At 64.1% G+C, this 12,513-nt stretch carries 10 protein-coding genes and 3 pseudogenes; 7 read left to right on the top strand and 6 right to left on the bottom strand.

The window, feature by feature from the left end; genetic code table 11:
- Nucleotides 1-4 precede the first annotated feature (4 nt).
- Nucleotides 5-862, bottom strand: coding sequence for a LysR substrate-binding domain-containing protein (locus tag ABE528_RS16960; RefSeq protein ID WP_346653564.1), 858 nt, complete (start codon nt 860-862; stop codon nt 5-7).
- Nucleotides 863-997: 135 nt separating this feature from the next.
- Here ABE528_RS16960 and ABE528_RS16955 point away from each other — a divergent pair, with 135 nt between their 5' ends.
- Nucleotides 998-2,038 carry an agmatine deiminase family protein gene (locus ABE528_RS16955; protein ID WP_152957027.1) on the top strand — a complete coding sequence of 347 codons (1,041 nt, stop codon included), beginning with the start codon at nt 998-1,000 and terminating at the stop codon, nt 2,036-2,038.
- Nucleotides 2,035-2,388, top strand: a pseudogene (locus ABE528_RS16950) (nitrilase-related carbon-nitrogen hydrolase); the annotation flags it as partial. The gene ABE528_RS16955 and the pseudogene ABE528_RS16950, both read left to right, overlap by 4 nt.
- Here ABE528_RS16950 and ABE528_RS16945 read toward each other — a convergent pair.
- Nucleotides 2,385-2,501, bottom strand: a pseudogene (locus ABE528_RS16945) (nitrilase-related carbon-nitrogen hydrolase); the annotation flags it as partial. The pseudogenes ABE528_RS16950 and ABE528_RS16945 sit on opposite strands and share 4 nt — an antisense overlap.
- Before the next feature lie 22 nt (nt 2,502-2,523).
- Here ABE528_RS16945 and ABE528_RS16940 point away from each other — a divergent pair.
- From ABE528_RS16940 to ABE528_RS16930, 3 genes are all read left to right on the top strand, one after another.
- On the top strand, nt 2,524-3,609 hold the full coding sequence (locus ABE528_RS16940) for an extracellular solute-binding protein (RefSeq protein WP_346653563.1): 1,086 nt from the start codon (nt 2,524-2,526) through the stop codon (nt 3,607-3,609).
- 3 nt (nt 3,610-3,612) lie between these two features.
- Nucleotides 3,613-4,722, top strand: a complete 1,110-nt coding sequence (locus ABE528_RS16935) for an agmatine deiminase family protein (RefSeq protein WP_346653562.1) — start codon at nt 3,613-3,615, stop codon at nt 4,720-4,722.
- Nucleotides 4,723-4,877: 155 nt separating this feature from the next.
- Nucleotides 4,878-6,056: an acetyl-CoA C-acetyltransferase gene (locus tag ABE528_RS16930; RefSeq protein WP_346653561.1), complete on the top strand. Its 1,179-nt coding sequence runs from the start codon at nt 4,878-4,880 to the stop codon at nt 6,054-6,056.
- 36 nt (nt 6,057-6,092) lie between these two features.
- Here the strand turns inward: ABE528_RS16930 and ABE528_RS16925 are convergent.
- Nucleotides 6,093-6,866: pseudogene (locus ABE528_RS16925) on the bottom strand (5-methyltetrahydropteroyltriglutamate--homocysteine methyltransferase); the annotation flags it as partial.
- A gap of 229 nt (nt 6,867-7,095) precedes the next feature.
- Between ABE528_RS16925 and ABE528_RS16920 the strand changes: the two are divergent.
- Nucleotides 7,096-8,583: a methylenetetrahydrofolate reductase C-terminal domain-containing protein gene (locus tag ABE528_RS16920; protein WP_346653560.1), complete on the top strand. Its 1,488-nt coding sequence runs from the start codon at nt 7,096-7,098 to the stop codon at nt 8,581-8,583.
- Here ABE528_RS16920 and yjiA read toward each other — a convergent pair.
- The 3 genes from yjiA to ABE528_RS16905 all read right to left on the bottom strand — a co-directional run bounded on the left by yjiA (nt 8,543) and on the right by ABE528_RS16905 (nt 11,876).
- Nucleotides 8,543-9,520, bottom strand: coding sequence for a GTPase (yjiA, locus tag ABE528_RS16915; RefSeq protein ID WP_346653559.1), 978 nt, complete (start codon nt 9,518-9,520; stop codon nt 8,543-8,545). The genes ABE528_RS16920 and yjiA overlap by 41 nt on opposite strands.
- 78 nt (nt 9,521-9,598) lie before the next feature.
- Nucleotides 9,599-9,796 carry a YbdD/YjiX family protein gene (locus ABE528_RS16910; RefSeq protein ID WP_054887128.1) on the bottom strand — a complete coding sequence of 66 codons (198 nt, stop codon included), beginning with the start codon at nt 9,794-9,796 and terminating at the stop codon, nt 9,599-9,601.
- Between the two features lie 13 nt (nt 9,797-9,809).
- Entirely contained in the window at nt 9,810-11,876 is a 2,067-nt protein-coding gene (locus ABE528_RS16905) for a carbon starvation CstA family protein (RefSeq protein ID WP_060508693.1), read from the bottom strand.
- A 165-nt stretch (nt 11,877-12,041) separates the two neighbouring features.
- On the opposite strand from ABE528_RS16905, the gene ABE528_RS16900 reads away from it, so the two are divergent.
- Nucleotides 12,042-12,407 (top strand): PilZ domain-containing protein, encoded by a 366-nt coding sequence (locus ABE528_RS16900; protein WP_152957020.1) that lies wholly within the window; start codon nt 12,042-12,044, stop codon nt 12,405-12,407.
- The last annotated feature ends 106 nt before the right edge of the window (nt 12,408-12,513 follow it).

Raw genomic sequence — 12,513 nt, 5'->3', positions numbered from 1 at the left:
CCGGTCATGCCTGCAACTCACCGCGTAGCCAACCCAGAAACTGCCGGGCCAGCGGATCGTCCTGGCTGTCCCGGTGCACCAGGCAGGCCCAGGTCGGCCCGCGCACCCGCTGCGCAGACAGCGCCTGCAGGCGCCCCTCGCCCACCGCCCGCTGCGCCAGCAACTGGCTGACCAGGGCAACACCCAGCCCTTCGCTTGCGGCATCCAGCAGCAACCCAGGGTCGGAGAAATTCAGCCCCTTGCCCTGCTGCCCCACCTCCTCGCCGCCTTCCAGTTGCCAATGGCTCCAGTCCATTTCGCGCTCGCCATGCAGGGTGGTGCGCTGCTGCGCAGGGGTTTGCAGCAACCCAGGGTGGCAGGCGGGATACAGTTGGTCGTGATGCAGCACGGTAAAGCTGCACTCGGCCTGGGCACTAAGGTCGTCGCGAATGGCCAGGTCGATGGTTTCGCTGGCCATGTCCGGCACTTCGAAGCTGGTAAACAGCCACAGATCGACCTGCGGGCAACGCTGATGGAAATCGGCCAGGCGCGGCAACAGCCAGTGCCGGGCGAAGGCCGGGCTGGTGTTGACCACCAGTTGATTGGGCTTGCGGTACTGCTCCAGGCGGCGAATGCCCACGGCCAGGTGCTGCAACATGGACTGGGTGGTGCTGAGCAGGTCATGCCCGGCATCGGTCAGGCTGACGCTGCGGCCACTGCGGTAGAACAGTGGCTGTTCCAGGTAGGTTTCCAGGCTGCGGATCTGCTGGCTGATCGCCGACTGGGTGAGGTTCAGGGCTTCGGCAGCCTTGTGGAAACTACCAAGCCGTGCGGCCGCTTCAAAGCCCCTGAGTGCATTGAGCGGTGGCCAGTGTTTGAGCATGATCGATAAGCCCTGCTAATCAGATATCGGCTAAATCTATCGTTTGTCGCCGTGTCTTCATAGCCATAGCATGGACACCAACACCCGCGACGGCGGGCTTCGTTGATAAAAATCCTTAATAGATCGGAGTTCACTATGCATCTGTCCCTCGACAGCGGCTGGCGCATGCCTGCCGAATGGGCCCGCCACGCGGCGACCTGGATGGTCTGGCCACACAACCAGGCGCTATGGGAAAGCGGCTGGCGCGTCAGCCTGGCCGACGTGCAGCGCGACTACGCCCGTGTAGCGGCAGCCATTGCCCGCTTCGAGCCGGTGAAGATGGTCGTCGACCCTTCTGCCCTGCAAAGTGCCCGCACCCTGTGCGGTGCCAACATCGAACTGATCGAACTGGCGGTGGACGACAGTTGGTGCCGTGACAGCGGCCCGAGTTTCGTCTGCCACCCACAGCACGGCCTGGCCGGGCTGAGCTGGCGCTTCAATGCCTGGGGCGGCAAGTCCCGGCACGAACAGGACCGCAGCCTCGGCCGCCGCATCCTCGATCAGCTGGGCCTGGACGGTTTCAGCACCTTCCTGTGCAACGAAGGCGGCGCGATTCATGTCGACGGTGAAGGCACGCTGATCACCACCGAATCGGTGCTGCTCAACCGCAACCGCAACCCCGGTATCGACAAGGCCGAATTCGAGGCCTGTTTCGCCCGTTACCTGGGCATCCGCAAGACCATCTGGCTGCCTGGCGACCCGCAGTACGTCACCGGCGACATGACCGACGGCCATGTCGATGGCGTGTGTGCCTTTGCCCGCCCAGGTGTGCTGCTGGTCGATGCCACCCACGATCACGGCTCGGTCTATGCCGACGTGGTCCGCGAAAACCGCCGCGCCCTGGAACTCGCTACCGATGCACAGGGCCGCCATTTCGAACTGCTCGACCTCTATGAAGCCAGCGCCGCAGTCGACCAGGACGCCGAAGTGTTCTGCGCGTCCTACACCAACTTCTACATCGCCAACGGCGCGATCATCATGCCGGCCTACGGCATCGCCGCCGACCAGGACGCCGCCGAGCAACTCGCACACGCCTTCCCGGGCCGTGAAATCGTGCCGGTGCGCATCGATGCCATCGCCCACGGCGGCGGCGGTATCCACTGCATCACCCAACAGCAGCCAGAGGTGCAGCCATGAGCCTTCTGCGTATCGCCACCACCCAGATGCCCTGCAGTTGGAACCTGCCCGACAACCTCGACCGCGCCGAGCAACTGGTACGCCAGGCTGCCGCCGAGGGCGCTCAGGTGATCCTGCTGCAAGAGCTGTTCGCCACGACCTACTTCTGCATCGAGCAGGACCACAAGCACCAGGCACTGGCCGAGCCCTACCCGAGCAGCCCGATCCTTCAGCGTTTCGCCGCCCTGGCCGGCGAGCTGGGTGTGGTGCTGCCGCTGAGCTGGTATGAACGGGCCGGCAATGCCTTCTTCAACTCGCTGACCGTGGCCGATACCGACGGCCAACTGCTGGGTGTGTACCGCAAGACCCACTGGTCCCAGCAGATACCGATGCCCAGGCGGCCGAAGGCGGTGTCCCAAATCTTGAAACCGGTGTCGCCGGGGCTGAAGTACTCCTTCTCCTGGTAGCCGATGGCGTTGGGGATATCACAGCCTGAGGCCCTGAGCATGAAACGCCACGTTTTCGCAGCACTGGCCCTGGCGATCTGCGCCAGCCAGGCCCAGGCCGACCAGCCCACCCTGCGCCTGTACAACTGGGCCGATTACTTCGCCGGGGACACCCTCAAGCAATTCACCGCCGAAACCGGCATCCAGGTGATCTACGACGTGATGGACGGCAGCGAGGTACTCGAAGCCAAACTGATGTCCGGGCGCAGTGGCTACGACCTGGTATTCCCCGGCGATACCGTGGCTGAGCGCCTGATGCGTGCCGGCAGCCTGCAGCCACTCGACCACAGCCGCCTGGAAGCCCTGGACGATATCGAGCCCGGCCTGCGCAAGCTGCATGCCCAGTACCCGAAAGCCAGCCAGGCGACGGTGCCCTACACCTGGGGCACCATCGGCCTGACCGCGAATGCCGAGAAAGTCCGCCAGCGCATGCCCGATGCGCCGCTGGACAACCTCGACCTGCTGTTCAAACCAGAGCTGGCCGCCAAGTTCGCCGATTGCGGCATCTCGATCATCGACTCGCCCGATGAAGTGCTGGCCGTGGTGCTCAATTACCTGGGCCGCGAACCGCGCAGCGCCAAGCGTGAAGACCTGGCCGCCGCCAGCGAACTGCTCAAGGCGGTGCGCCCGTACATACGCAAGTTCCAGTCGCAACCGGTGACCGAACTGGTCAACGAGAACCTGTGCCTGTCGCTGGGTTACAGCGGCGACGTGATCCAGGCCCAGCGCGCCGCCGACTCTGCCGGCAAGCACCTCGACTTCCAGTACCGCGTACCGCGCCAGGGCACCACGGTGTGGATGGACACCATGGCCATTCCGGCGGATGCCCAGCACCCGGAATACGCCTATCGTTTCATCAACTTCGTCATGCGCCCGGCGAACATGGCCGCCATCAGCAACTTCACCGGCTACCCCACGGCCAGCGCCAAGGCTCGCCAGGCGGTGGACCCGCGCATGCGCGACAACCCCGACATCTACCTCGACGAAGCCACCTACGCCCGGCTGATTCCGGGCCGGGATATTCCACAGGCCGACATGCGTGCACGCATGCGTGTGTGGACCCGCTTCAAGACTGCACAGGACTGACCCATGCCCAGCCGTAGAACCTTCCTGCAACTGTCGCTGGCCGCAGGCCTGGGAGCCGGCCTCGGCCTGCCGCTGGGCCTGGCCCGCGCCGAGCAACCCGGGCGCTGGTTCATGCCCGACGAGGGCGAGCCGCAGCAGCGTGCATTCATCGCCTTTGGTGCCCAGGAGGCCATCTGGGAAGACTTCACCGCCGACGTGCAAGCCGCCCTGGGCCGCATCGCCCAGGCCATCGCCCGCTACCAGCCAGTGACCGTGTTCTGCCGCCCCAGCGAACGCGGACTGGCCGAGCGGCACTGCGCCAGCCACAACATACGCTTTGTCGAATGCAGTCTGGACGACATCTGGATGCGCGACATCGGCGCCAACTTCGTCGTCGACGATGACGGCGCCGTCGCCGCGGTGGATTTCAACTTCAACGGCTGGGGCAACAAGCAGCGCCACCAGAACGACGCGCAGCTGGCCAGGCGCGTGGCCACCCTGGCCGACGCCCGCTACCAGCGCAGCGAGCTGGTGGGCGAAGGCGGCGCCATCGAGGTGGACGGCCACGGCACCGGCATCATGACCGAGAGCAGCTGGATCAACGCCAACCGCAACCCGGGCTGGAGCAAGGCCGACGTCGAGGCCGAGCTCAAGGCGCGCCTGGGGTTGAGCAAGGTCATCTGGCTGCCGGGTATCGCCGGCGAAGACATCACCGACGGGCATGTGGACTTCTATGCCCGCTTTGTGCGCCCGGGGGTGGTGATCGCCAACCTGGACAACGACCCGGCCTCCTATGACCACGCGGTGACCCGCAAGCATCTTGAGATCCTCAAGAGAGCCACCGATGCCGAAGGCAGGCGCTTGCAGGTGCATGTGGTATCGCCGCCCATGCGCGGGCGGCGCAACAGGTTCAGCCAGGGCAACAATGATTTTGCGGCGGGGTATATCAACTACTTCGTGATCAACGGCGCGATCATCGCTCCGCAGTTCGGCGATGTGCAGGCCGATGAGAAAGCCCGGGCGTTACTCGCCGTACTGTATCCGGGGCGGGATATCGTGCAGCTGGATATCGACGCGATTGCGGCGGGTGGCGGGGGGATTCATTGTGTGACACATCAGTGTCCGGCTGCCTGATCTTCGCTGGCTGCGGGGGGGCCTGAATGTCCCGCGACGAGCCCAGCCCTCATTGATTGGCTTTTCACATCAATCACAAAGAAAATCAAACTTAACAAATCAACCAAACCCGCCGATGCTGGCAGCACTACGCCCATTGCCCGGAGAACAACAACATGAACGACGTGGTCATCGTCGCCGCAACCCGTACCGCCATCGGCAGCTTCCAGGGTGCCCTGGCCAATGTGCCGGCCGTCGACCTCGGTGCAGCAGTGATCATGCAGCTGCTGGAGCAGACCCGGCTGGACCCGGCCCAGGTCGATGAAGTGATCCTCGGTCAGGTGCTCACCGCTGGTGCCGGGCAAAACCCGGCGCGCCAGGCCGCGATCAAGGCCGGCCTGCCCTACAGCGTGCCAGCACTGACCCTGAACAAGGTCTGCGGCTCGGGCCTGAAAGCCCTGCACCTGGCGGCGCAGGCGATCCGCTGTGGTGACGCCGAGGTGGTGATTGCCGGTGGCCAGGAGAACATGAGCCTGGCGCCGTATGTGATGCCATCGGCACGGACTGGCCAGCGCATGGGCCATGGCCAGCTGATCGACAGCATGATCAGCGACGGCCTGTGGGATGCCTTCAACGACTACCACATGGGCATCACCGCCGAGAACCTGGTGGAAAAATACGGCCTCAGCCGTGAGCAGCAGGACGCCTTCGCCGCCGAGTCGCAGCGCAAGGCCGTGGCGGCGATCGAAGCGGGCCGTTTCAAGGACGAGATCACGCCGATCGTGATGCCGCAGAAAAAAGGCGAGCCGAAAGTCTTCGACCGTGATGAACAACCGCGTCCAGACACCACCGCCGAATCGCTGGCCAAGCTGCGCCCGGCCTTCAAGAAGGACGGCAGCGTCACCGCCGGCAACGCCTCCAGCCTCAACGACGGCGCCGCTGCGGTGCTGCTGATGAGCGCCAGCAAGGCCCAGGCCCTGGGGCTGCCGGTGCTGGCGAAGATTGCCAGTTATGCCAGCGCGGGCGTGGACCCGGCGATCATGGGCATCGGCCCGGTGTCGGCGACCCAGCGCTGCCTGGACAAGGCTGGCTGGCAACTGGCCGACCTTGACCTGATCGAAGCCAACGAGGCCTTTGCCGCACAGGCACTGGCGGTGGGCAAGGCGCTGGAATGGGAGGCGAGCAAGGTCAACGTCAATGGCGGGGCGATTGCCCTGGGGCATCCGATTGGTGCTTCCGGGTGCCGGGTGCTGGTGACCTTGCTGCATGAAATGATCAAGCGTGATGCCAGGAAAGGGCTGGCTACCCTGTGCATTGGTGGTGGCCAGGGTGTCGCCCTGGCGATCGAGCGATGATCAGGCAGTAGCGCGCAACTCGCGGGCAGCCGCTTCATTGACGGCCCTGGCCAGCAGCGCGACTTCCTGGCACTTGTGCACGGCCTGCTCCACCGGGCTGTGCAGCAATGGGCAGGCTGTGCCCACCCACAGCCGCTCACCCAGGCGGTCGTGGGCATCGCGCAGCAGATTCAGGGTATTTTCCAGGTCACATGGCGAGGCGTTGCGGCCGTCGACCAGGCCGAGCGACAGCACCTTGTAGGCCGGCAGCCGGTCGAGGAGAGTCTGGTACTGGTCGGGGGCCTGCACCAAGTCGACGTGCAGGCCATCGACCGGCAGGTTGACGGCCAGGCCGAGGTTGCCTTCCAGGCCACCGAAGTAGGTGGCGATCAGCTTCTTCAGCGGAGCACGCTGCAGGATGTTGTAGACACGTTCGAAAGCGTTTTTCCATTCCTGCGGCAGTTCCTGGGCCAGGATCGGCTCATCGATCTGCACCCATTCGGCCCCCAGGGCAGCCAGGCGGTTCAGGCCCAGGTCATACAGCGGCAGCAGGTGTTCCAGCGCGTCGAGGTCGGCGTGGTCTTTGCTGGCCTGCCACAGGTAGGTCAAAGGGCCGATCACTACCGGTTTGACTGCATGGCCCAAAGCCTTGGCTTCGGTCACTTCGTCGAACAGCTGCTCCCAGCGTTGGGCAAACGGCTGATCGCACCAGGCGAAATCGCCAACTGGCAGCAGTTCGATGCCGGCGTCCTTCTGCACTTGCCAGTGGCGGGCACGCAGCTCGCGGTCACTGCCAAAGCGTGGAAAGCCCAGGTTATGCGCCAGTGCCATGTCTTGTCCCTCAGAGATCCGAAAAAGAGTACCGAAATGAATGAGGGCATTTTCCGACCCGCGAGCGGCTGAGACAAACTCATTAAATTTGAGATGAACTCAAGAATTGCTCATGATGCCGACGAACCTGAATGTCTTGTTCAGAGCAGCACCCTACGTATTCAGACATGAGCCCGACCGACAACCTGCCGCACAATGCCAACCTGAATACTCCAGGTGCCCTCGAGCCATGAGCCTGCTGAAAGCCGCGCTGCGCGATAACCACTTCGTCTGCGTCATGGAATTCGTCCCCAAGCCCTCGGCGGAACGCTTCGCCGCGATGGAAGCGATCATGGCCCGTGGGCAGTTGTGCGGCTGGCCGATGACCGTCGCCATCGGCGACCGCGTGGGCAGCCCGCTGGACATGTCGCCACTGGATGCCCTCGCCTCGTTCAACACCCCGCTCCCCGCCTTGCCGCACTTCTCTGGCAAAGACCGCGAACGCCATCATCTTTTGGCTCAGCTGCAGCGCATGGACGCCGCCGGCCTCGATCAGTTGTTGCTGCTGACCGGCGACCGCCTGCCCGGCCACCAGCCTGGTGAACGCCCGGTACGCTACCTGGAGTCGGTCGCGGCCTTGCTGATTGCGCGCCAGGCCTGCCCGCACTGGTTGCTCGGCGCGGCACTGAACCCGTTCAAGTACCACGAGGAAGAAGGTGGTGCACAGTACTTCAAGGCCGAGAAGAAGCTCGCCGCGGGCGCCGACTTCCTCACCCTGCAACTGGGCTTCGACGCCAGCAAGCACCAGGAAGCCATCCACTGGATGCAACGCCAGGCCTCGCCCAAACCGATGCTGGCCTGCCTGATGAGCCTGACCCACGGCCGCGCCGCCATGCTCGAGCATGTGGCGGGCGTGACCGTCACCCCTTCGATGAACGACCTGCTCGAAGCCGAAAGCCAGGTGTCCAAGGCCTTTGCCCAGGCGCGCAGCGTCGATCGCCTGGCCTTGCAGATCATCGGCGTGAAGCTGATGGGCTATGCCGGCGTGCACCTGTCGGGGATTCACGAGCTCAAGCAACTGCGGGCACTGGAGGAGCGCCTGGAACACTGGCAGGCGCAGATCCACTCTCTAGAACACTGGGCGCCGGCCTGGGCCGACAGTTGGCAGATGCCCGGCCTGCCCATCGTCACGTTCCACCCGCCACCGGGCAACTGGCGCCGGGGCGAATCGACCGTCACTGCCTCAAGTAAAGAGAAAGCCCGTTATCACGTGTTGCACGCCGCCCATTCGCTGCTGTTCAGCCGCGCCAACTGGCTCAGCAAAGCGTTCGGTTGGGCCGTGCGCCAGCCACTCTGGGCAACCAGACGTGGGGCCCGGGTGCTGCACGGGCTGGAACGGGCGGTCAAACGCCCGCTGACCGGCTGCGATACCTGCGGCCGCTGCCGCCTGGAGGACACCCTCTATACGTGCCCGGAAACCTGCCCCAAAGGCCTGGCCAACGGCCCTTGCGGTGGTACGGCGCTGAACCGCTGCGAGTTTGGCGACCGCGAGTGCATCCACAGCGTCAAGTACCGCACCGCCAAGGCCGTGCGGCAAACCGCCGTGCTCACCGAGCGGCTGATCCCGTGCATCGAGGTCCAGACACGCCACCGCAGCTCGTGGCCGCAGTGGTTCGAGGCTCAGCCGCCGCGCCCGCTCAGCCCGCAGCCAGCGCCTCGAACCCAGCCCGAATCTTAGCTTCGGGCAGTTCATCGGCGATGAACACCATCACGCTCTCGCGGTTCTCGTCGGCTGCCCATTCGGCATCCCAGTCGAAGCCGTAGAGCTTGAGCACCCCCTGGAACACCAGGCGACGGTCCTCGCCGGCAATGTTCAGCACGCCCTTGTAGCGCAGCAACTGCTTGCCGTGCTCCTCCAGCAGTTCGTTCATGAAATCGCTGAGGCGGTCGATGTCCAGGGCGGTCTCGGTGCGCAGCACCAAGGTGGAAATCCGGTCCGGCGTGGCCGGCTTGAGCAGCGGGCGCAGGCTCGGCTTGAGGTTGGCGCCCAGGTCCGGATTCAGGTTGAAGCCGCGCACATCGAGCAGCTCGGCCAGGTCGATGCGGCCATGTTCAACCACGCGGATCGCCGCCCGGCCATTGATCCGTGCCAGGCGCTCACGCAGGGCCTCCAGTGCAGCCGGTTCGACCAGGTCGGTCTTGCTCAGCAGCAGGCGATCGGCAAAACCGACCTGGGCCTGGGCGATGGTCTGGGTCAGGTGCACCTCGGCGTGGGCAGCATCGACCAAGGTGATGATGCCGTCGAGGATGTAGCGATCGCGCAGTTCTTCTTCGATGAAGAAGGTCTGCGCCACCGGTGCCGGGTCGGCCAGGCCGGTGCATTCGATCACCAGGCGGTCGAAGGCGATCTCGCCGGCATCCAGGCGTTCGAGCAGCAGGTACAGGGCACGGGTCAGGTCGCCGTGGATGCTGCAGCACACACAGCCGTTGGCCAGGGTCATGACCTGTACCGGCTCGTCGCCCAGCAACTGGCTGTCGATACCGGCCTCGCTGAACTCATTCTCGATCACGGCGATCTTCAGGCCGTGTTCGGCCTTGAGCATGTGCTTGAGCAGCGTGGTCTTGCCAGCACCGAGAAAGCCGGTGAGAACAGTAACGGGAATGGGCGTCTGCACGCAGAAATCTCCTGAAGCAGAAAATGATTGTGGGAGGCCGGTTGCCCGGCCTCCCACAGGTTCATGCAAGTTGCAGGTTCAACAGCACTTGGGCCCGGACTTGCCACCGTAACGTGCTTCCTGGCGTTCGCGGAAGAACGCCTCGTACGTCATCACCGGTTTGTCCGGGTGCTTGTTGCGCATGTGCTCGACGTAGTTGTCGTAGTCGGGCATGCCGACCATCAGGCGGGCTGCCTGCCCCAGGTACTTACCCAGTCGACCCAGGTCGTTGAACATCACTGCAGTCCTCTCAAGCGTCAGGCAGGGCCTGGAACGGGGTTTCCTTGTCGGTGCGCTCTTTGCGGCCGAGGGCGGCGTAGCCGACCTTGAGCGCGAAGAACAGCACACTGAACACCACCAGCAGGAACAGAATGGTCAGGCCGGCGTTGGTGTAGGCGTTGAAGATCACGTGCTGCATCTGATCGATGTTCTTGGCCGGGGCCAGTACCTGGCCTGCGTCCAGCGCAGTGCTGTACTTCTTGGCCAGGGCCAGGAAGCCGACAGCCGGGTTCGGGTCGAACAGCTTGATCAGGCCTGCGGCGGTGGTGCAGATCAGCAGCCAGGCAGCCGGCAGCAGGGTGACCCAGATATAGCGCTCGCGCTTCATCTTGATCAGCACCACGGTGCCGAGCATCAGGGCGATACCGGCCAGCATCTGGTTGGAGATACCGAACAGCGGCCACAGGGTGTTGATGCCGCCCAGCGGGTCGATCACGCCCTGGTACAGCAGGTAGCCCCACAGCGCCACGCAACCGGCGGTACCGATCAGGTTGGCAGTCCACGACTCGGTACGCTTGAGGGCCGGCACGAAGCTGCCCAGCAGGTCTTGCAGCATGAAGCGACCGGCACGGGTACCGGCATCCACTGCAGTGAGGATGAACAGCGCCTCGAACAGGATCGCGAAGTGGTACCAGAAGGCCATGGTGTTTTCACCCGGCAGCACCTGGTGCAGGATCTGCGCGATACCCACCGCCAGGGTCGGTGCGCCACCGGCACGGGCGAGAACCGTGTGCTCGCCGATGTCGCGGGCCACCGCTTCGAGCTGCTCAGGGGTAATCATGAAGCCCCAGCTGCTGACCGTTTGCGCCACCGAAGCCACGTCGGCGCCAACCACCGCGGCCGGGCTGTTCATGGCGAAGTACACGCCCGGCTCGATCACCGAGGCGGCAACCATGGCCATGATGGCGACGAACGATTCCATCAGCATGCCGCCGTAGCCGATGTAACGGGCGTTGGCTTCGTTGTCCAGCAGCTTCGGCGTGGTCCCCGAGGAGATCAGCGCATGGAAGCCAGACACCGCGCCGCAGGCGATGGTGATGAACAGGAACGGGAACAGAGTGCCCTTCCACACCGGGCCGGTGCCGTCGGTGAACTGGGTCAGCGCCGGCATTTTCAGCTCGGGCATGGTCACCAGGATGCCGATGGCCAGGGCGATGATGGTACCGATCTTGAGGAAGGTCGACAGGTAGTCACGCGGTGCCAGTACCAGCCATACCGGCAACACAGCGGCAACGAAGCCGTAGCCGACCAGCATCCAGGTGATCTGCACGCCCGTGAAGGTGAACGCCGGGCCCCAGACCGGATCGGCTGCAATCTGGCCACCCAGCCAGATCGACGCCAGCAGCAGTACCACACCGACCACCGAGATCTCGCCGATGCGGCCCGGGCGGATGTAACGCATGTAGACGCCCATGAACATCGCGATCGGGATGGTCGCCATCACCGTGAACATGCCCCATGGGCTCTCGGCCAGGGCCTTGACCACGATCAGCGCCAGCACCGCGAGGATGATGATCATGATCAGGAAGCAGCCGAACAGGGCGATGGTCCCCGGGATGCGGCCCATCTCCTCACGCACCATGTCGCCCAGCGAGCGGCCGTTGCGGCGGGTGGAGAGGAACAGGACCATGAAGTCCTGCACCGCACCGGCCAGCACCACGCCGGCGATCAGCCACAGCGTGCCGGGCAGGTAGCCCATCTGCGCGGCGAGTACCGGGCCGACCAAGGGGCCGGCGCCAGCGATGGCGGCGAAGTGGTGACCGAAAAGAATGTGCTTGTTGGTCGGAACGTAGTCCAGACCGTCGTTGTTGAGCACCGCCGGGGTGGCTCGGCGAGGGTCGAGTTGCATCACCTTGGTGGCGATGAACAGGCTGTAGTAACGGTAGGCGACCAGGTAGATGGCCACCGCGGCGACCACGATCCACAAGGCATTGATCGCCTCGCCGCGACGCAGGGCAACCACACCCAGCGCGCAGGCTCCTATGACTGCCAGCGCCAGCCACGGAATGTGGCGTAGCAGGCTATTATTGTTGTTCATGGTTTGCTTCCAGCTGGTGGATTGGAAAAGACCGCCCATCGAGTCTAGGGCGTGTCATCGCGCATTGCCACACTTGCTTTGGTCTAGAGCCTCTGCGGCCAGATTGCGGTACCTGATGCACATATCCAACTAACTATAGTCAGGATGTCACCCGAGGACCTGCCCATGAGCGATCACGACGAACGCCGCCGCTTCCAGCGCATCGATTTCGATGCCCCCACCGAACTGCGCCAGGGCGACCGCCGCTGGCCGGTAAAACTGTTGGATGTGTCGCTCAAGGGCATGCTGGTCAAATGCCCCGAACCCTGGGACGCCGACCTGACCCAGGACTTCGATGCGGTCATCCACCTGAACCCCGAGGTGCGGGTACAAATGCAGGTGGAACTGCGCCATGAGGAGCCCACCCGCCTGGGCTTCATCTGCCTGTACATCGACGTCGACTCAATGTCCCATTTGCACCGTCTTGTGGAATTGAACCTGGCCGATGGCACCGAAATGATGCGCGAGCTGCGCGAACTCATCGAAGAATAGAATCTGTTAGCTGGCTAACAGCCTTCCCACCTTCTGTTTCTTGTCTACCCAGACAGCTTTCTGCCTGGGTAGCAGTGCTTTGTACACACCCCTCTAGCACCGCATT

The sequence above is a fragment of the Pseudomonas sp. TWI628 genome, from assembly GCF_039673865.1.
GTDB lineage: Bacteria > Pseudomonadota > Gammaproteobacteria > Pseudomonadales > Pseudomonadaceae > Aquipseudomonas.
Note: the sequence above shows the minus strand (reverse complement) of the source record. Positions and strands in the feature narration are given on the sequence as shown.

What these genes read in the sequence shown, in the direction of transcription:
- ABE528_RS16960 (WP_346653564.1), bottom strand. Translation starts at nt 862, where the DNA reads ATGCTCAAACACTGGCCACCGCTCAATGCACTCAGGGGCTTTGAAGCG.
- ABE528_RS16955 (WP_152957027.1), top strand. Translation starts at nt 998, where the DNA reads ATGCATCTGTCCCTCGACAGCGGCTGGCGCATGCCTGCCGAATGGGCC.
- ABE528_RS16940 (WP_346653563.1), top strand. Translation starts at nt 2,524, where the DNA reads ATGAAACGCCACGTTTTCGCAGCACTGGCCCTGGCGATCTGCGCCAGC.
- ABE528_RS16935 (WP_346653562.1), top strand. Translation starts at nt 3,613, where the DNA reads ATGCCCAGCCGTAGAACCTTCCTGCAACTGTCGCTGGCCGCAGGCCTG.
- ABE528_RS16930 (WP_346653561.1), top strand. Translation starts at nt 4,878, where the DNA reads ATGAACGACGTGGTCATCGTCGCCGCAACCCGTACCGCCATCGGCAGC.
- ABE528_RS16920 (WP_346653560.1), top strand. Translation starts at nt 7,096, where the DNA reads ATGAGCCTGCTGAAAGCCGCGCTGCGCGATAACCACTTCGTCTGCGTC.
- ABE528_RS16910 (WP_054887128.1), bottom strand. Translation starts at nt 9,796, where the DNA reads ATGTTCAACGACCTGGGTCGACTGGGTAAGTACCTGGGGCAGGCAGCC.
- ABE528_RS16905 (WP_060508693.1), bottom strand. Translation starts at nt 11,876, where the DNA reads ATGAACAACAATAATAGCCTGCTACGCCACATTCCGTGGCTGGCGCTG.
- ABE528_RS16900 (WP_152957020.1), top strand. Translation starts at nt 12,042, where the DNA reads ATGAGCGATCACGACGAACGCCGCCGCTTCCAGCGCATCGATTTCGAT.